The sequence below is a fragment of the Paenibacillus sp. Y660 genome (assembly GCF_057221575.1).
The window spans coordinates 1-20,619 of sequence record NZ_JBXBBJ010000027.1 but is presented as its reverse complement, the minus strand read 5'-3'; the positions used below and the strand labels follow the sequence as shown (position 1 = coordinate 20,619).

The following is a 20,619-nucleotide window of genomic DNA, read 5'->3' as shown; positions in this document are numbered from 1 at the left end:
TAGCATGAGACGTAGATTAAATGTGACAATGATTACAGCATTAATCGCCGTAGCTTCAACGGGATGCGCAAGCGACAACACGACCGGCAACAAGCCAGCAGGTGACGGCAGCGTTCCGGCCGGAGGCAAAACTTCATTCACGATGTCCATGGCGACCAGCGGCAACAAGCATGCGGAACGCTCGGCTGACGTAAACACAGAGAAATGGGTACTCAAGCTCGAGGAGCTAACGAATACGGATATGGATATCAAGATGATCCCACTGAAGGACTTTGCCAGCAAAATGTCGCTGCTGTTTGCATCGAACGAAATTCCTGACGTCGTTCAGAACGTGGGAGGTGCTACGTCTAAAGGAATGTCCGGTTCAGTAGAGTCCGGAATATTCCTGCCGCTGGACGACTTGCTGAAGGAGCATGCTCCTAACTTAATGAAGGCAGTGCCGGAAGAAGCCTGGCAGGAAACGAGCTACGACGGCAAAATCTACGGCATTCCGGCTTGGTTGTCCAATCCGTCGCGCCGCGCGCTGTTCATCCGCACCGACCTGCTTGAGAAGACAGGTTTGCCAGCACCGAAGACGGTCGACGAATTTGTGGACGTCATGCGGGCGATGAAAAAAAATGGCGTAGAGTTCCCGTATCAGATGAGGGAAAATTTTAAATACGCCGATACGATTTTGGGAGCATTCGACGTACTGCCTTCGCAGTTCGAGCTGCAAAACGGAGAGGTCGTTCCGAAGTTTTTTGACGTGGAGAATATGTCGAAGGCGCTGGAGACTTACAAAACCATGTACGACGAGGGATTGATTCCGAAGGACTTCGCCTCGCTGACATCCAGCGACTATAGCAAAAACAACGAAAGCGGCAGATCGGGGATGTGGTCGGCCAATGCTCAGCTTCTTCCAGAGGTTCGCGGCAAGCTGAAAAATGCGGTGCCTGATTCGAAGCTGGATATTATACCTTCGCCGCGCGGGCCCGAAAATGTAGGCGGACATCTGCTCTACTCCAGCATTAACACTTCGTACTATATCAATAGCAAAGTACCGAAGGAGAAGGCTATCAATATAATCAAATTTTTCGAATGGATGCTGACGCCGGAGGCTGAAACGTATTTCTCATTCGGCATAGAGGGCGATACCTATACGAAGGAGAGCGACGGCAAAATCAACTTTACCCCGCCGACCGCGTCAGAAGCGATGGACGAGGACCGATTCCGCAGCATGTTCTGGTTCGTGCATGACATGATCTACAACAAGGCGAGGGAGGAGCTGACGGAGGACGGGCGCGACATGATGAACTTCCTGGATACAATCGTTTCGAAAGAAGGGCTGGGAACGGTTCGCTACTCTCCTGCACTGGAATCATTCTCGAAATACCCGGATGCATCTCCGCTCGGCGATGATGTTGGTCCGAAGCTGATTATCGAGCATATGGTAAAAATGATCTACGGCAAGGAGCCGATCTCCGATTGGCCAAAGGTTATTGAGGAATACAAAAAGAAAGGCGGTCTCGAAATTATTAAGGACGCTACGGATCGGTACAACAGCGGAGATGGCGTCATTGTCTCGGAAAATCGGAAATAAAAGATATTAAGCCACTAACTAACGGAGGAAAACCATGACTATCGTCTATGACGAGGCAGCGCAGACGTTCCATCTGCAAAGCCGATCATCGAGTTATATTATGCAGCTCATAAAGTCCAAATATCTCGCACACGTACACTTTGGAGGCAAAGTCCGGGGCACCAGCCCCGGACAGCTTCTTGCTATTCGGCGCAGATGCTCCTTCTCTCCGTCGACGGACCCAAGCGACCTGACCCTGTCACTCGATACACTTCCTCAAGAGCTGCCAGGCTTCGGCGGCAGCGATTTCCGTGTTCCTGCGTATCAAGTGCAGCTCGAGAATGGCACGACAGTAAGCGAGCTGATCTATGAATCGCACCGTATCTATGCCGGCAAGCCCGCGCTAGAGGGTCTTCCTTCTACCTATGCGATGGAGGCAAGCGAGGCAGAAAGCCTTGATATCGTCCTTAGCGACTCTCAAATTGGACTAAAGGCTGTTCTGACCTACACGATTTTCCGCGAGCTGGATGCCGTAATCCGTTCTGTCCGCTACATCAACGAAAGCGGCACAAAGATAAAGCTGCTTCGCGCGCTCAGCATGGGCATTGACTTCCCTCATGATGACTTCGATATGCTTCAGCTGTCAGGAACATGGGCGAGGGAGCGTCATATCGAGCGTCGTCCGCTCGCATCAGGCGGGTCGGTCATCGAGAGCAGGAGGGGAGCGAGCAGCCATTCGCTGAATCCTTTCCTTGCGCTTCTCTCGAAGGACGCGAACGAGGAGCAAGGCGAGGCATTTGGCTTCAGCCTCGTATACAGCGGCAGCTTCACGGCGCAGGTGGAGGTTGATCCCTACCATACGACTCGCGTCGTTATGGGCATTAATTCTTTTGACTTCTGCTGGCTTCTGGAACCTGGAGAGTCGTTCCAAACGCCGGAGACTGTGCTCGTCTATTCGCCGGAAGGACTCGGAGGCATGTCGCGAACTTACCATAAGCTGTATCGTACCCGCCTATGCCGCGGGGCTTACCGCGACCGCTCGCATCCGGTTCTGCTCAACAACTGGGAAGCGACGTACTTTGACTTTGACGCGGACAAGATCGAACAGATCGCGCAGGAGGGGAAAGAGCTCGGTGCGGAGCTGTTTGTGCTTGACGATGGCTGGTTCGGCAAGCGGGATAACGATAAAAGCTCGCTGGGCGACTGGTTTGTTGACAAACGCAAGCTGCCAAACGGTCTTCCCGATCTAGTCGAGCGGGTGCGAAGGCTGGGCTTGCAGTTCGGAATATGGTTCGAGCCGGAGATGGTTTCACCGGAGAGCGAGCTGTACCGCGCCCATCCAGACTGGTGCTTGCATGTGCCTGACCGCCGCAGAACGGAGGCACGGCAGCAGCTGGTGCTCGACTATTCCCGTCAGGATGTTCGGGATTATATTGTTGGGGCGATAACGGATGTCCTGCAGAGCTGCCCGATCACTTATGTGAAGTGGGATATGAATCGCAATATGACGGAAGTCGGCTCGGCGCTGCTTCCTCCTGAGCGGCAGCGGGAGACTGCGCATCGCTGCATTCTCGGTTTATACGAGGTGTTGGAGCGCCTCACCGCGGCCTTCCCGTATGTATTGTTCGAAAGCTGCTCCGGCGGCGGAGGTCGCTTCGACCCCGGCATGCTCTATTATATGCCGCAGACATGGACAAGCGACAACACCGATGCCGTCGAGCGGCTCAAAATTCAATACGGTACGAGCATCGTCTACCCGATCAGCGCGATGGGTGCTCATGTATCGGCCGTTCCTAACCATCAAGTGCACCGGACAACGCCTATCGAGCTGCGCGGTCATGTCGCCATGTCCGGCAACTTCGGCTATGAGCTCAATCCAGCCTTGCTGACAGAGGCGGAGAAAACGGCAGTGAAGCAGCAGATCAGCTTGTATAAAGATATGCGCTTCCTCATCCAGAGCGGTGAGTTTTACCGTTTGCGAAGTCCATTCCAAGGAAACGATACGGCTTGGATGTTCGTGATGGAGGATGGCTCTGAAGCGCTAGTCGCTTATTTCCAAGTGTTGTCTGAGCCAAATGCGCCGCTGAAGAAGCTTCGTTTGAACGGCCTGAGCCCCGATCAAGACTATCTTGTGTACGATGCAGATCGGCCTGAGGAAGGCGAGGAGTTGTTCGGCGGGGACGAACTGATGAGGGTCGGATTAAAGCTTCCCATTTGGAAGGGTGATTTCCGCAGCAAGCTTTACCGATTAAGACGAGTCAATAGCTAAAGCAGATAGAGGGAGATGTTCACATGAGCTCGAATGGGAATGGCGGAACTAAAGCACAATTCATAAATCGCGTATTGGAGCTGCCGGTATTCGATACGCATACCCATCTGGTTGGCGACCGACTGGGAGCGCGCGACTTTTGGGAGATCGCGCATTACTTCTGGCTGTTCAGGGAGCTGCAGGCGGGCGGCTATCCAGCGGATGCCGACAAGCTGCCGGAAGAAGAGCGCATCACGGCTTTTTTAGATGCTTATAAGGAAACGAGAAGCACGCTGATGAACTGGGCTTTTACTTCGATTATGCGGGAGCTGTACGGGATTGAGATTAAGGATGCCGCATCCATTAAAGAAGCGATTGCCGCTGTTAAGCGCTCCAGAGCAGACGAAGGCTGGGCGCAGCAGATCGCAGATCGTCTAAATATACGCCGGTTTGTCGTGAATCATCCGGAGCACGCGGCCTTCGAGGGCATGCGCGAGCATGCGGTACTTATCCCGCGAATAGACGGGGCACTTGGCAAGTGGGGAGATCGCGTGGCTCGTTCTGCTGATCCATCTAGTGAGTTTCTGGCCGTCCAGTCGGAGATTAGTCATCTGCTGGGCGATTACGGAGACGCTGGCTTACCCGGCGTTATGACGACGCTGCCGGCGTATGAAGCTAGCGCTCATATTCGCCGAGCGATTAGCCATGAAAGCAGCCGCGACGAAATTATGATGGAGCTTCTGCATGCGGTATGCGCGGCGGCTGAGCATAATGGCTTGCTCGTTCAGCTATTTCTAGGCGTAGAGCGCTCATGGTGCGGAACTGCCGTACCCGTAAACGATACGGAAAGAATTTTGAAGCTGACGGCGTTATTTGAGAAATACAGCTGTCCATTTGAGCTTGTGCTCGCATCGGAGCTCAATAACTTAGATGCGGTGCAGGCGGCATGGAACTTCCCGAATGTTCATATCGGCGGCATGTGGTGGTTCAACTTTCGCGCAAGCACCTACCGAGACAGCATGCAATATAGACTCGAGGCACTGCCCGCAAGCAAGAGCTCTGTCATCGTATCCGATGCCCGCTGCATGGAATGGAGCTTTGGCAAAATTTTGCTCGTGAAGAAGCTGGCCGCCGAGTTTCTATGGGAGCGGTTGGAATCGGGATGGATCGATTACGATACCGCGCTGCATACCGCAGAGCAATGGCTGTACGGGAGTGCAGCCAAGCGCTACGCCTTGAAGGAGAAACGTCAAACGCTTCCGCTAGTGGAATCGGGAGGAGAATGAGCAATGAAGGCAATATTGGTTGGTCTCGGCAGTGCAGGCTTTAGCTGGTACAAAAGATTAAGAGACAGGGGGCTGCTCGCAGCTGTCGTTGAAGCGGACCCCGCTATGCAGGCTAAGCTGGAAGGGGCGCCTTATCCATTCTATACGTCCTTGGAGGAGGCGCTCGCGCGCGAGCAGGTTGACTTCCTCGTCAATGTGACCTCGCCGGCTGCGCATACGCGGGTGAACCACGCTGCATTCGACAAGGGACTTCCCGTCCTCTGCGAGAAGCCGATCTCGTTCGATTATTCGGAATCAGTAGAGATCGTGGCAAGAGCCGCGAAGGAGAATATTCCGTTCATGATCGCAGAGAATTACAGGCGTTTTCCTTATGTGCGCAAAATGAAGCAGCTGCTGGATGAGGGAATCATCGGTACAATCTCGACGATTGATATTCAGTTCCGCCGCTTTCATCAGGTGCAACGCAAGTATGCTGTGCGCATTTTGGATGATATAGGCGTACATCACTTTGATATGCTGCGTTATTTGACGGGGCTGGAAGGAAAGGCCATCCAAGCGAGATTGTATAATCCGATTGGAAGCTGGGAAGAGGAAGGCGCGCTTATTAATGCAAATGCGATCATTGAGATGGAGGGCGGATTAATTGCGGGTTATGCGGCAACGATCGCCTCGAGAGGCCCGGAGACGCTATGGGGCGGCGATTGGAAAATCGAGGGAACAGACGGCGCGCTAGTGCTGACCGGCAAGGAAATTCGAGTTTACAAAGAGGGCGGGATCCAGTTGATTTCCGACTTCGCCGATGTGGGTGAAACGGATATTTTGACTGAGTTTATAACCTCGCTTGAAACAGGAAGTGAAGCAGAAACAAGCGGCAACGATTATCTGCTTACGCAGGCTCTTGTTCATTATGCGAATATGTCTGGCGAATCGGGTAACAGGATGCAAATCGAATTACCGGACTTGGGGAGGGCCTTGCCATGACGGCTTTAACATGGACGGAAGCTGCGCCTGGCGTATGGCGCGCCACTACTGGAAATTCACAGGCGCTTACACCTTTATCTTTAATCGGAGCTGAGCCGAAGCTGGAAGCGCTCGGACTGATGGCGAAGGCGGCTCCGCCCTTTGAATGGGAAGAGGTTCGAATAGAGGAATCTGTAAGCGGACGCCGCATGCTTGCGCTGCCGCTTACATCTAATGAGAAGCTTTATGGAACAGGACTGCAGTTCATGCGAATGAACCAGCGCGGGCGGACTCGGTATCTTCGCGTAAACAGCGATCCGAAGCAGGATACGGGAGAAACGCATGCACCGGTTCCTTTTTACGTTAGCGACCGCGGCTACGGCGTTCTTATTGATACGGCACGCGCGGTCACCATGCATCTCGGCTCAGCTGTTCGCCTGGACGAGACGAGGAATGAGGATGCGAAAGACCGCAATCGCGATGCGAGCTGGCGTGCAACGCTGCCATCATCGCAAGCGGAGATCCGCTTGCCGGAGGAAGGCGCGGACATCTATATCTTTGGCGGCCCAGCGCTTCGCGATGTTGTAAGCCGCTACAATCTCTTCTGCGGCGGCGGTGCTCTGCCGCCGAAGTGGGGGCTGGGCTTTTGGCATCGCGTGCCAACCTTATTCAGCGAGAAGGAGGCGCTGGCAGAAGCGATGGAATTCCGCAGCCGGGATTATCCTTGCGACGTAATCGGTTTGGAGCCGGGCTGGCACAGCCGCAGCTACCCGGTTACGTATGAGTGGGATGAGGAACGCTTCCCTGCTCCTGAGCGCTTCATTCGCGAGCTGGCGGATAATGGCTTCCGCGTCAACCTGTGGGAGCATCCTTATGTATCGCCAGAGAGCGAGCTATACCGTGCGCTTAAGCCGCTTTCAGGCGATTATTCCGTGTGGGGAGGACTCGCCCCTGATTACGCGCTGCCGGAAGCCCGCGAGCTGTATGCGCAGCAGCATAAGGAGAAGCATGTCGCGATCGGCGTATCAGGCTACAAGCTGGACGAATGCGACGGCAGCGAGCTGACGAACAATTCCTGGATGTTCCCGGAGCATACCAGCTTCCCGTCTAGGTTGGACGGCGAACAGATGCGGCAATTGTACGGCTTGATGTTTCAAAAAATGACAAACGACCTGTACCGCGCAGACAACCAGAGAACCTATGGTCTGGTTCGCGCATCGAACGCAGCCGCCTCTTCGCTGCCTTATGTTCTTTACTCGGATCTCTATGATCACAAGCAGTTTATTAGAGCGCTTTGCAACTCTTCCTTCAGCGGGCTGCTTTGGTCGCCGGAGGTGCGCCGAGCGCGCAGCGCCGAGGACTGGGTAAGAAGAATGCAGACCGTCTGCTTCTCGCCGCTGGCCATGCTGAACGCTTGGGGCGACGGGACGAAGCCTTGGTCATTTCCCGAGGTTGAACCGATCATTCGCCGCTACATCAAGCTGCGGATGCGCCTTCAGCCTTATTTATATACCGCATTTGCCAGCTATCGGGAAAAAGGGATACCTCCTTTTCAAGCGATGCCGTTCGTCGTAACGTCAGATGAGCTCGTCCGCGCCGAGGAGCAACGGATGGAAGCGGAGAAGCTGAATACGACGGATGGCGCATACGGGAAGCGGAATATACCGCAGTGGGACGATCAATATATGATCGGGGATTCACTGCTTGTCGCTCCTCTCGTTGAAGGCGAGAGCGAACGTGAGGTGCTCCTGCCTTCTGGCTCGTGGATCGGGTTTGAGACTGGAGAACGGTACGAAGGGGGCGGCGTAATAAGAGTTCGCGCTGACCTTGCGACGATACCGGTGTTTGTGCGCGACGGCGCGGTCATTCCGATGATGGCATCGCTGCCGCATGCGCTCCGTCCCGGCGAGCAGGCTCCGCTTGAGCTGGTGCATTTTGGTTCTGAAGCCGGATCATGCTTGCTGTATGACGATGATGGGGCAACCTTGGATCATGAAAACGGAGCATGCGGCTGGTGGAAGGCGGTTGTAACGAAGTCGGAGGACGGAGAGTTTCAAGGTGTACTTTCTGGCGAAACGGAGCTTCCGGCCTCTTATTCAAGTGTGAAATGGCGCTTTGCCACGATGGGGCTGGGCTTTCAGGACGAATAGTCGGGAGAACGAATAAGGAAGGGGATAGCAAAGATGAAGCGAAGGCTATGGTACGAAGCGCCTGCAGGCAAGTGGGAGGAAGCGCTGCCTATCGGCAATGGCCGGCTTGGCGGCATGGTATTCGGCGGAGTAGCGAAGGAGACCGTGCAGTTGAACGAGGATTCGCTTTGGTACGGCGGCTCGATTCGAGGAAATAATGCTGAAGCGCGGACTAACCTGCCGGAAATTCGGAAGCTGCTGCAGCAGGGCAAGCAAAGCCAAGCTGAGCATTTGGCGCGGATGGCACTTATGTCCAGCCCCAAATATCTTCATCCTTATCAGCCTCTAGGCGAAATGCTGCTGTGGACGCAGGGGCATGAAGGCGCTGTTGCTAGTTATGAGCGGGAGCTTGATCTGGAAGAAGCGATCACCAGGGTACGGTATGAACGGAATAACGTTACTTACGAGAGGGAGTACTTCAGCAGCGCAGTCGATCAGATTCTCGTTGTCCGATTGACTGCAGACATGCCTGGCACTTTAACGATAGGCGTCAATCTGATGCGCAGACCTTTCGATGAAGGAACAACGGCGGCAAGTGAGCAGGCAATTCTGATGCGCGGGCAATGCGGACCCGGCGGCGTGCAATATGCCGCAGCGGTTCAAGCGGTTGCGGAGGGAGGAGCCGTACGTGTCATCGGGGATTTCCTCTCGATTGAAGGGGCAGACGCGGTTACGCTTCTGCTCGCGGCCAATACCTCATTCCGGCATCCCGATCCGCAGCAGGCATGTCTTGACCAACAGCAGGCTGCAAGCCGGCTTCCCTATGCAGAGCTGCGTGAGCGGCATGTGACCGATTACTCTTCTTATTATCGAAGGGTAGAGCTTGAGCTTCACGGCTCCGGCGCTCAGGCACAAGAAGAAGCAGAGCAAGCTGATAAGCTGGCTACAGATGCTCGTTTGCGCAGATTGGCTGAGGGTGCGCATGATGTGGGGCTTTTCGCATTGTATTATCAATTTGGCCGCTATCTTCTCTTATCCTGCTCCCGGCCGGGAACGCTTGCTGCCAATTTGCAAGGAATCTGGAATGCGAGCTTTACACCGCCGTGGGAATCAAAATATACGATTAATATCAATACCCAGATGAATTATTGGCCAGCGGAGGTCGGCGGCCTTCCGGAATGCCATGAGCCGCTGTTCGATTTGGCGGAGAGCATGCTCTCTGCGGGCAGGGTTACGGCTCGCGAGCTTTATGGCTGCCAAGGCTATGTCGCTCATCACAATACGAATTTGTGGGGCGATACGCATGTTGAGGGTATGCTTGTTTCTTCCTCCATATGGCCGATGGGAGCAGCATGGCTGTCTCTCCATCTATGGGAACATTACAGGTATGGTCTGGACGAGGAGTTTCTGAAGCGGCGCGCTTATCCGCTAATGAAGGAAGCGTCTTTGTTTTTCCTTGGCTATATGACAGAGGACGATGCAGGCAGGCTAATTACGGGACCATCGCTCTCGCCAGAGAACCGCTTCGTGCGACCAAACGGAGAAACAGGCACGCTTTGTATGGGGCCGTCGATGGACAGCCAAATTGTTCATGCGCTATGGAGCTCTTGCATAGAAGCGCTGCGTATATTAGGCACGGAGGCCAAGTTTCGCAGCGAGCTGGAGCAGGCGCTTGCCAAGCTGCCGCAGCCTGAGATCGGCAAGCATGGACAAATCATGGAATGGCTGGAGGACTATGATGAAGCGGATATTGGACACCGGCATATTTCGCAGCTGTTCGCGCTTCATCCCGGTGAACAGATTCATGTACGCCGCACCCCGAAGCTAGCCGAGGCAGCGCGCCGGACGATTGAGCGCCGATTGGCTCACGGAGGCGGCCATACCGGATGGAGCCGGGCATGGATCGTGAACTTTTGGGCTAGGCTCGAGGATGGTGACGAAGCCTATTCCCATCTCCGTCAGCTATTGACGCATTCGACCTATCCCAATCTATTCGATGCACATCCGCCGTTCCAGATTGACGGCAACTTCGGAGGCGCGGCCGGCATAGCCGAGCTGCTGCTGCAATCGCACGCCGGAGAGGTTGTTTTGCTGCCGGCGCTGCCTTTGGCTTGGAGCAGCGGCAAAGCGACGGGGCTGCGGGCAAGAGGGGCGTTGACCGTCGATCTCGAATGGGAGGACGGCTTGCTCAAGGAAGCACGTTTTACGGCTAAGAAGAGCACAGATTGCTGCCTGAGATGTGGAACGTCTTCCATCGTTGTTTTTGATGGCGATAAACGGGTAGGCGAGCGTTCAAGCTCCGATATCGTGAAGTTCCGGCTGGAAGCGGGCAAGACATACCGAGTTGTTAGACAAACCGTTCTGCAAGGGATGATATTCGAATGACTGAGCTCGTTTAGTTAGCCCTATCCGGTTCTCATCAGACAGCTTCATATGAACGTAGAATAGGAATTATTTCTTGCAATAGCCCTTGATAGCTAGAAAAGGGCTATTGTATTTTCTGCTGAGCTTACATGCTTATATAGGTGTGCTGATTTATAATCCGCCGAATCAGGGAACACCCAGGGCATCATCTCTAGTGCAAATACGGTACGCTTTGGTTTTGCAGCATCGAGAACTGTTCTATGACGGCAAGCGCCCTTATGTCCATCATCCGAAAAATGCGGGCTCGGCGCATATATGCTTTGAGGTCGACGATATATTTGAAATAGCTAACCACCTCAAAAAGCATGGCATCAAGGTAGACGTTGAGCCAAAGCGCGGCAAAGACCACAATTACCAGTGCTGGACGAAGGACCCTGATGGCTTCCCGATCGAGTTCATGCAGATGCATCCGCGCTCACTGCAAAGAAACAGTTAAAGGTTAGTAGTGGAATGGTGATCAATTAGGCATTGGCAAAAAACTGTTAGGAACTAGTAAATTTCTTTGCTGCGTTCAGCGTACATGCACTTCTAGGCAGCTACCCACATACAATAAAGAACAGACTTCAATGTTCGCCCGAATCGGAAAAAGCAGGTAGGTTATTCCGATCTGAGCTAATACAACGTGGGGGTGTACGGTACAATGCCTGGATTGTTCTCAGCGATAGCGCTATTCATTAAGCAGCTTTCATTGCTCGTCTCTTATGTCAAAAACAATGCTTTTCCCCAGCCTCTTCAAGAAGAGGAGGAAACCAAACATCTGCAACTGATGGCCGAAGGCAATCAGCGTTCCCGTAACCTTCTCATTGAGCACAATCTCCGCTTAGTCGCTCACATAGTGAAAAAATTCGATAATACCGGGGAGGATCTCGAAGATTTAATTAGTATAGGGACCATTGGTCTGATTAAAGCAATCGAGAGCTTCCAAACCGGGAAAGGGACGAAGCTCGCTACATTTGCAGCTCGATGTATTGAGAATGAAATACTTATGCATTTGCGGTCTTTGAAGAAGACGCGCAAGGATGTATCTTTGCATGATCCGATTGGCACGGACAAGGAAGGCAATGAGATTACGTTGATTGATATCCTCGGCACCGAGGCGGATGATATCGTCGATAAGGTGCAGCTGAAGATTGAGAAGAGCAAAATATATAAAAATTTGGATATACTCGATGACCGCGAGAAGGAAGTTGTGATCGGCCGCTTCGGGCTGGAGCATGGCGGGGATGAGCGGACGCAGCGGGAGATTGCGAAGGAGCTAGGGATTAGTCGGAGTTATGTGTCGCGGATAGAGAAAAGGGCGTTGATGAAGCTTTATCATGAGTTTTATAAGGCGAAGCGATAAGAAATGATCTGAGCTCTTATATTACATCTGATCTTATCGTATATGGCGATATAGTTAGGGATTTATTGCACGATGTTATATCAATAAAAGAAACCAAATGGTTGAAATTCCGTTTGGTTTTTTTCTGTATACACACTCCACACATGTGGAGTGCTATGTGTCGCTCATAAGGAATTCTTAAATAAAGTCACATTTACCTGTTTTATTTGGACTCAAGCGTACAGTATGCTTGGGTCTTTTAATTTGTTTTGCGGCTAGCAAAGCTAGGCACAACTAGCCGGTGAGAGATCGGTTTAGGTAAGAAGCAAGTAGCCTCGTAGCCGAGGGCAACCGTTGGAGAGATTCTAAGGCTGAAGCCCCGTGACAAAGTAACTATACGGAGTGCGAACAAATCAGTAGGCAGTAACATGAAGAAGATCCTACAGCACCTATCAAGCTCAGTGACGGAAGGGGAATAGGCTTCTCGCTTTTTATTTAATGGATTCCGACAAAAGGTACTAATGGGATGATCATCATATCGAGCAAATGGGGACTTGATGCCAATGGCAATGTTATTCTACAAATAATTAGGTCTTTTGGCAGGGATTTCTCTATAAATGTCGAATACTGCTATTTATGGTAGATGCATATTTATGGGATTACTGAAAGCATATCATAAATTTTAAGGAGTCTATTTAGATGGAGAAATTTGATCATATCATTGGGTGCTATATTGATAAAAAGGATGAGAAAAGCGCTGAGGATATCGAATTTTTGGAAGAGAACATCGTCGGCAGATCAAGCAATGATATCTCTCAGCTACTCACAAATTTTTTGCCAGATGAAACAGGTGGGCTTGTGGCGCTTTCAGGATTTTATTATCAATTTTTGGTGGCTATAGAATATATGATTGATATGCTTGAGGGAAAGTGGGACTACATCTTTATTGAACACCTTGATGACATCGTTGTTGGAAAAGAGAATACAGTAAGATTCATTCAAGTGAAAACCAGTGAAAAAGTAAAAGTTGACGTCACAGCTAGCCCGGCATCTGGATTATACAGTCGATCACAAATACAAGGTGGAACGGCGAGAAGAAATAACAGTTGGATTGACAAGTTGATATCCAAAGCCGAATTACTTATGTCTGAGGACGGATTTATTACGCAGTTCCAATTGTATTCGAGTTATCATTTTTTAAAAACCAGGGACTATGACTTTGATATCTACTCGGGAAACAAAGGCTATAACATTGATGTTCCGATGACGGATCACCTGCTGTCAAAGTGCATGGAACCCGTATGCGATAAAAATGGAGTGAACTATGATTATCAAACAAAGTGTGGAGAAGCACCGAATAAATTGCTAGGAAGGTTTTACTTACATACGGGTGCGGGGCTTCATGAGTTGGAGGTTTTTAAAGATCACTTGTGTATGAGCCTCAGTAAATGGTTGTTTCGTGACATCGGCGACCAAGTTCGTATTCGGACTGAGGATTTGAATGAGCTAATCGGTCATTTGTGTACGCAATGCACCTACAGGAATAGTACCGATCAGTTGCTCATCACAAAGGAAAAGTTGGAAGAGATCTTAGCGAACATGAGAGAGAGAACTTTAGCGAGCATTGATACAATTGCTGAAAGGCATGGGAATATGACGGTAGTCAGTCGAGTTATTGATTCAATCGTATCTGAAATTGAAGATAGTGGACAGTCCTCTCTCTTGAAAGACAAATTGTACACTTATCGGGAGTACTTTAGAAATTGGGTTGAAAATGGTGGGAATATTCGTTCTCTAATTGATAGGTATGTCGAGGGAACAATTAAAAGTTCAGCATACACAAGAATTGGAGAAATGAATCGAGAGAGAAGGATACAAGATTTTTTTAGCATCGTGCTTATATTAACGATTGTTAGAAATTCTTTGTTGGAATTTACGGATTCCAAGAGTTTATTGACAAAAAAATGCAGTGCATCTAACCTGCTGTACTCATTTTTAAGCCTGGAAACGAGAAATAAATTTGAGAATGGTGTACAAAAACTCGAATCGATAATACTTCAATCAGATGTTAATGAACATCTAAACTTATTAGATAAAACTTTACAAATTGTATTTCAAAATTACACCGATAGAAATTTTACCGAGCCTAAAAGACAGGAAATCAGAGGTATTCCAGAAATTTCTTTAGAAGGATTTGAAGATACCACCCCCTTAAATAAAGTAACCCTATTCGTTGATGTCATTCCTGGTAACGAGATGAAAGAGGCGTTTTTCGAAGCAATAGATGAAACAACAGATTTTCCGCAAAAAATGCAAGAAATTTTGAACAAGTTTTGTAGCGAGGTGAGATGATGGATATTTTTAATGCAACGCATAATCGGTTACTTCAGAATGGTTTTAATGAACATGGTAGCGAAGCGATTGAAATGTTGAGTGCGTCATTGTATAAATCTTCTGTAAATAATGTGATTTTGAAAAGATTGCACTACAAAGAGGAAATGAAGTCCATTACTTCATTCTCGCTGCAAATAAGATCACTATTAGTCGAGTACAATTTCAACGTTTGGAATACATATATTTTATTTTGTGTGGATCAAGATATTGATTTTGAAACTAACTATAAGATTGAGCGCGATACAAAGGCACTACGTAAATACGCTATAAGCAATGAAATCGATCTAAACCGGATCCCATTTTTAGATGAGTTTAGAGTGATAAAAAAACCAATTAAAAATGAGGTAAGTATAGAGGAGAACAATGAATACCTAAAGGAAATCATGCATTACCTGGAAAAGAATGAAGGACGACAGAATAAACTCAATTCAGATCAAGTGGAAAAATTGGTAGAAAAAATACTGAAGATGGTGGAGTTGCGTTATGAAGATCAATAAAATAACTCTTAAAAACTTTAGAAATTATTATGGTGAAGTTTCATTCGACCTTACGAGAAAAATTACAATCTTGCACGGGGATAATGGTTTTGGGAAGAGCTCTTTTTTCGATGCAATTGAATGGGGATTTACAAGCAAGATTTCACGGATGAATGGTAGCGATGGAGAGATTAAACGAGATATATTTAATAAGCATTGTACCTATCAAGAGAGTGAGACACTTTCGGTTTCCATCGAATTCGGAGGAAATACACTAACACGTTGGTTTACTGTTACTGGAAATGAATACGGAAATACGCAAGTGATCCTGGTGGACAGTGAAGGAAAAACGTATCGGGGGCAAGTTGATGTAGAGACCTTCTTAAAGCAAGGAACTTTGGACGAAACCAGCTTTGGACGCGGTAATTATGGTCAACTTATCAAACAAACGTATATACTATCACAAAGTCAGGTTACTGATTTTGTGATCTCTGAAGACCCTTCTGAAAGGTTTCGAGCCTTGGCCAATATCATGGGATTTAAAGCACTATTAAATGAATCTGATAACATGAAGAAAATCTACAATTCTTTAATAAAAAAATCTAATGCGATAGATGATGAGATTACATTAAATAAAAACTTGATCAAGAGTAAAGAAGAAGCAAAAAAGAATGTGGATATTTTTGATCTCAACTCCAAATTGTTTAATGTTGGTATTGTTGTGGTTGATAACCGTATGGATGTTGAAATTAAGCAATCACAAGAACAAGCTATGACTCAAAAAATTAACACGGAGTCATTCATCGAATTGTGCAACGAGTTGAATTTGGAACGCTTTGAAACGGTTAATAGGATTGTACAGCACATCTCCGAGAAAGAAGCAATTCATGAACATTTGAAAGCTCAAGGTGAAAATATAAGAGCGTTCTTGAGGAGAGTGGAACAGAAAATCAATGCTCTTAAAAATGAAAAGGACAACATTCAGAAGTATAATGAAACAAGAATTGCGATTCAAGAAAAGGAACATGAACTTGCTTCTTATGGACTACGCAATCAAAATGTAGAAATCGTAAAAGAAATGCTCAACGCTTTGAGGAAGCAAGCTTCTTCTTTAGAGTTCGCATTCTCCTTTCATCCCTCGATAACCTTAAATGTAGAACAACAAAAAAGTATACCTGTTAACCTGGAACTTCTCGAAAAGAGAAGTGTTATTCTGGGAAAAAGAAAAAAGAGATGGTCCGCACTAACAGAAAGATTAACTCTTATTATACAAGAGAATAAGGATAATATACTTCTTCAACTGATTGAAAATATCAAGGACATTAAGAATTATGTTGTTGTAAACAGTCTGGACAGATGCCCAGTATGTTTTTCTGTTCCTGAAGAAAACTTGGAATCCTGTATCGAACATAATATTTTGTCTTACACAACAAAGCTCGAAGAGGATACTACTTATGTTGAGAAAGTCATTTCATTAAGAAATACGATTTCAAAAAAGTTGACTAAAATCGATGGAGAAATAAATGAAAATACCAATAATATAACCAGGCTAAATTTGGAATTAAATCGTTTCGTTGATGAGTATAACAACTATAAAAATAATGCCTTGTTTTCTGAAGAACTTAGTCTGTCTTCCGCGGCAGAATTAGAGAAACAATTAAGTGATGTACGAGGGGAGATTGCCTTACAACAGAAAATAGTCGAATTAATAATTTCTCTTAGTAAATTGCAAGAGGAATTCAAGGATTTTGGCAATATAGTGTCATCTAAAAAAACACGTACCACTGGAGAAGTCGAGCAATCGATTGTACGAATGAATAGAGCAAATAGTAGAGTCTTGTCGTATCGAAGCAAGATAGAAGCTGATATTAAAAAGTTACATACAGAGATTCAAGATCATGAAATTATTATCAAACGTCTACAACCATATGTGGAGTCGCAACAATATGTTGTTCCAATTCAGCAATTGATATCAGAACATCAAGATTCGATAATACGCAATACTAAGAAGTTAAGTGGATTGGAAGATATTGGACAAATACAATATGCTATAAAGCAAAATCATGAAATTCAAGCACAGATTCAAGAACTGGAAGGGAAAATAGAAGCTCATGTCCGAAAGAAAGCAGAAGTTGATAAAATTGCTGCTTCACTAAATAACCACATGACGCAATTATTCGATTTCTTTGATTCTGATGCAAGAGATTATTTAAATAATGACAACTCACCTATACAAAAATACTATAGATACCTGAATCCACTCCCTTCCAATAATCTGATCCAATTTGATGGTGCGGACGAAAAATTGTCCATCAAGGTTGTTTTTAATAACGGAAATGAAGAAAGCAATGCTCAAAATATACTCAGTTCAGGCCAACTGAATGTTCTTGCAATATCCATATTTTTAGCTATTAATGAGGCACAAAATATCAACTCTCTTGATTTTATTGCTATCGATGATCCCATTCAAAATATGGACGATGTGAATCAATATTCTATTTGCGACGTGTTAGGTCAGATAAATAAACAGATTATCTTTTCTACGCATGATCTGGATTTTGTAAAGCTCTTTTTGAAAAAAAATGAACACAAAAAGGAAGAGATACAGGTCTTCAATTTCACAAGTCCTTTTCTAAATCAAAGCAAAATACAGCAGTTTTGCTATAAATGAATGTAGATTTTGATAAAATTCCCAACTAGTGATTGATTTAAGGTGAAGTTTTCCTGGATTCGAAGTGATCCTTGTCAATGATGAGCGGGGAGTTGTATTTCTTGAAGAAAACTAGATAAAGAGATTGGTATTTAAATATAAAGAAGGCGTTCTAGGATTATATTTGTCCAGGAGTGCATCAAACTAGAGGGGATTAAAATCCCCTTGTATCCATATCTAAAACCCGCTCAGTGAGTGGGCTTTTACCTTCGTACGTATCTGTCAATCAAGGGGTGAAAAAATGAGTTATACCATAGAATTTATAAAATCTATGTTTCCTGATTCATTAACTGCTGCTATTGCGATTATTCTTACAATTTTAGTTTTTTGGATGTATAGAGAGCTAAGAAGCAATTTCCTTGAAAGCAGTAAATCTAATCAGCAGCGGATTGATAAAGCTCTTGATTCTTACTCAGACTTAGAATTTGAGATATTCAAATATTTCAATGAAAGATCGGATCTCTTTACTGTTACCGAAAAAATGTCAAAGGCCTCTTCTCTGTTGCCCTATGATTTACTGAGAAAGTATATTAAATTCAAAGAGACAACCGATGAAGCCTTGAAAAAAGCCTTACTATTTGAGTTTCATAAAGAGATAGAGAGTGAGATATACAGACTTAAGTTAAAGCAAATTGATTCAGTAACCTTCAAAAGTGATAAAGACATATTGTCTAGTATCGATTTTTACATAAGGACAAAGATTGCTCCATTTGGTATTCCCTTGATATATACATATTTTAATTTAGCATTTCTAATGCTGTTGGTAATACTTACTGTCTCAATAATAGGAGCCCCTTCGGTAAAACAACAGATCTTGATTTTTTCTTTAATTTTAGCTGGGATTTTTTATTTAGTGGTTTTATATCTTGTCATTAATGAAGGGTTTATTAAGAAGCGATTTAGACATTCCTTTTTGAACTGGATTCTATTCCTGATTTTTGCGGTTGGGTTGCCTCTGTTAGTTATTTTTACAGAATTTTGGTCCAGGGGAATTTCTGTTTTTATATTAATATTAATTTATGCTTATTTTACAGGAAGAAAGTGTATGAGAGAACCAGTAGTGTAGTAACTTATATTTATGATCTTTCCAATCTCAAAGTGAGTCTAAATGATAAATTCGTCACATGGAAGAGAGTGAGGACGAAATTCGAAAGACTGAAATCACTCTGCATTCAAGAACAGAAGGCACGGGAATACGCAAACACAAGAAAGAGCTATTGGCGAACGTCCAATAGCCCTATCCTCTCGAGAACCCTCAACAACGCCACGATTAAATGATTAGGATCAGATTACCGACAAGTCACTGTGAAAACTTAGGAACCGCCGTATACCGAACGGTACGTACGGTGGTGTGCGAGGTCGGCTACTCAACTAATGGGTAGCCACCTACCCGATCCGTTAATAGCGTATAAAAATCGTGTTAGACACCGTCCTCTAGGATTATAACCCCAGAAAAATTTTATAAAAAAGAATATCAAAATAATAAAGAGATATTTATTGAATTAAAGAAATCGCCTATAACCAAATAAAACAATTTAGGGATGCTAAAAATTGATGCCTAAAGGGAGACTTTCTATGGAAATAATAATACCCGAAAATTTTAGGGAAGTTGTATCCGCTATATCAATATTACTTGGCTTTGTCTTTTCATTCATTTCTTTAAAAGGCGTTTTAAAAGAACATGCATTAAGATTAGCAGGATTGTTATTATTGCTGGGATTGTGTCTCTTTGCAAATAACACATGGTGTTATTTTGCAGCAATATTTATCATTGCAACTGCTGTTACTCAATTGGATTTCCTTCAAAATTTAGCGGCGATTATAAGAGGAAACAAGGACTATTTTGATTATAGGAAGGAATTTATTTCTAAAGATGAAGTATTAGAAAGTAAAACAAAAGAGATAGAGACCGACAAAATGGAGACAATTCTCAATACTTCCGAATCAATAATTGCTAAACAAGAAGCTGAGACCGAAGAAAAGAAAGTTAGCGATACATCGGAACAGACTATTAGCTTGGAATTGAAGAAGGATAACCTGAAACCTGTCCATTTTGCATTAATCGCTGAAGAATTAGTTTTTAAAGATATTGAAAAGCAGTATCAAAAGCAGGTACAACGATATATCAGAATCATCGGTAGATCAGGAACAATAATTGAGTTAGATGGTTTATTAGAACTTGATACAAGAGATATTATTTTTGAAACTAAAGTATTTAGACAATTGCCATTTCCTTTAATAGTAATCAAGAATTCATTAAAAGAAAAAGTAAGCCAAGCAATTGATTATCAATCAATCACAAAGAAAAATAAAGAAGTACAATTAACTTATGTTATCGTGAGTTCATTTGAAAAGGAAACAAAGGAAAAGCTTAACGAAAGGCTATCAAAACTGTCTAATGAGATGAATTTGATGAATGTAAAAATTAATTTTCTTTATTACTCTTTCCACGAGTTTGGCTTGGAAAATCTCGTTGTAAATAGATAGATAGTGAGCAAATACAATTCCTATTGAGGCGTTGTTGTTCTCCCTCTCAACTCAATACATGTGGAGTGTGTATACAGTGTGAATAAAGAGAATATACATTCTGACAAAGAGCCCTTGCTGCGCAAGGGCTCTTCGTCTTGGTGAAGAGAAATCTCTTATGCTGAAATGACGCTACATCGTTGTTGATTGTCATGCAATAAGCATTATCCCAACTCTGGTTGATCAACAAACTGCAGCTCTAAGCTTTCAGTTCCGTCAATGTCAAATACGATGATTTCATTGCTGCCTTGACGTAGAAACGGTGCAGGAATGTAAAGGGTCTGCTGTGGACCAGCTTTCCAATATCGACCTATATTGAATCCATTCACGTACACAACTCCTTTAGACCATCCTTCCAACTTCAAAAATGTATCTGCTGGTGCATTTTCAATGTGTAATTCTGCACGATAAAATGCTGGTACATTTGTTGTAGTAGTAGTTGTTTCCTCTATCGCAGCAAAGTCTAAAGTGTTTCCGCTAATCTAATATGACCGTCAGTTGACGGTTAAGATTGTCCAGACATTGACCGATATAATGACCATGTAAGTTAATCTAGGAAAGGAAAAGACGCCTCCATAAGTCGTGTT

The 20,619-nt window shown here is 45.8% G+C and carries 14 protein-coding genes; 13 read left to right on the top strand and 1 reads right to left on the bottom strand.

Annotated features, from left to right (window positions below; translation table 11 throughout):
* Window positions 1-4: 4 nt before the first annotated feature.
* The 13 genes from AC2TDN_RS22200 (at window position 5) to AC2TDN_RS22140 (ending at window position 19,993) form a co-directional block, all read left to right on the top strand.
* Entirely contained in the window at window positions 5-1,579 is a 1,575-nt protein-coding gene (locus AC2TDN_RS22200) for an extracellular solute-binding protein (protein ID WP_484690197.1), read from the top strand.
* 34 nt (window positions 1,580-1,613) lie between these two features.
* The gene (locus AC2TDN_RS22195) at window positions 1,614-3,827 is read left to right on the top strand and encodes an alpha-galactosidase (RefSeq protein WP_484690196.1); all 2,214 of its coding nucleotides are present in this window, start codon (window positions 1,614-1,616) and stop codon (window positions 3,825-3,827) included.
* Between the two features lie 23 nt (window positions 3,828-3,850).
* A complete protein-coding gene (locus AC2TDN_RS22190) occupies window positions 3,851-5,092 on the top strand; it encodes a glucuronate isomerase (RefSeq protein WP_484690195.1) in 1,242 nt (413 codons plus the stop codon).
* A gap of 3 nt (window positions 5,093-5,095) precedes the next feature.
* Complete coding sequence (locus AC2TDN_RS22185) at window positions 5,096-6,073, top strand: Gfo/Idh/MocA family protein (RefSeq protein WP_484690194.1); 978 nt, start codon at window positions 5,096-5,098, stop codon at window positions 6,071-6,073.
* A complete protein-coding gene (locus AC2TDN_RS22180) occupies window positions 6,070-8,202 on the top strand; it encodes a TIM-barrel domain-containing protein (protein ID WP_484690193.1) in 2,133 nt (710 codons plus the stop codon). Before AC2TDN_RS22185 ends, AC2TDN_RS22180 begins: the two co-directional genes overlap by 4 nt.
* 33 nt (window positions 8,203-8,235) lie before the next feature.
* Complete coding sequence (locus tag AC2TDN_RS22175; RefSeq protein ID WP_484690192.1) at window positions 8,236-10,566, top strand: glycoside hydrolase family 95 protein; 2,331 nt, start codon at window positions 8,236-8,238, stop codon at window positions 10,564-10,566.
* A gap of 142 nt (window positions 10,567-10,708) precedes the next feature.
* Window positions 10,709-11,041: a VOC family protein gene (locus AC2TDN_RS22170; protein WP_482069252.1), complete on the top strand. Its 333-nt coding sequence runs from the start codon at window positions 10,709-10,711 to the stop codon at window positions 11,039-11,041.
* Window positions 11,042-11,245: 204 nt separating this feature from the next.
* A complete protein-coding gene (sigK, locus tag AC2TDN_RS22165; protein WP_053374990.1) occupies window positions 11,246-11,947 on the top strand; it encodes an RNA polymerase sporulation sigma factor SigK in 702 nt (233 codons plus the stop codon).
* A 678-nt stretch (window positions 11,948-12,625) separates the two neighbouring features.
* A complete protein-coding gene (locus AC2TDN_RS22160; protein ID WP_484690191.1) occupies window positions 12,626-14,278 on the top strand; it encodes a dsDNA nuclease domain-containing protein in 1,653 nt (550 codons plus the stop codon).
* Window positions 14,275-14,817 carry an ABC-three component system middle component 1 gene (locus AC2TDN_RS22155; protein WP_484690190.1) on the top strand — a complete coding sequence of 181 codons (543 nt, stop codon included), beginning with the start codon at window positions 14,275-14,277 and terminating at the stop codon, window positions 14,815-14,817. Before AC2TDN_RS22160 ends, AC2TDN_RS22155 begins: the two co-directional genes overlap by 4 nt.
* Window positions 14,804-17,467, top strand: a complete 2,664-nt coding sequence (locus AC2TDN_RS22150; protein ID WP_484690189.1) for an AAA family ATPase — start codon at window positions 14,804-14,806, stop codon at window positions 17,465-17,467. The genes AC2TDN_RS22155 and AC2TDN_RS22150 overlap by 14 nt, the downstream gene beginning before the upstream one ends.
* A 280-nt stretch (window positions 17,468-17,747) precedes the next feature.
* On the top strand, window positions 17,748-18,572 hold the full coding sequence (locus AC2TDN_RS22145) for a hypothetical protein (protein ID WP_484690188.1): 825 nt from the start codon (window positions 17,748-17,750) through the stop codon (window positions 18,570-18,572).
* Window positions 18,573-19,081: 509 nt separating this feature from the next.
* Window positions 19,082-19,993, top strand: coding sequence for a hypothetical protein (locus AC2TDN_RS22140; protein WP_484690187.1), 912 nt, complete (start codon window positions 19,082-19,084; stop codon window positions 19,991-19,993).
* Window positions 19,994-20,196: 203 nt separating this feature from the next.
* Here AC2TDN_RS22140 and AC2TDN_RS22135 read toward each other — a convergent pair whose 3' ends face one another.
* Window positions 20,197-20,484: a hypothetical protein gene (locus tag AC2TDN_RS22135; RefSeq protein ID WP_484690221.1), complete on the bottom strand. Its 288-nt coding sequence runs from the start codon at window positions 20,482-20,484 to the stop codon at window positions 20,197-20,199.
* Window positions 20,485-20,619 lie beyond the last annotated feature (135 nt).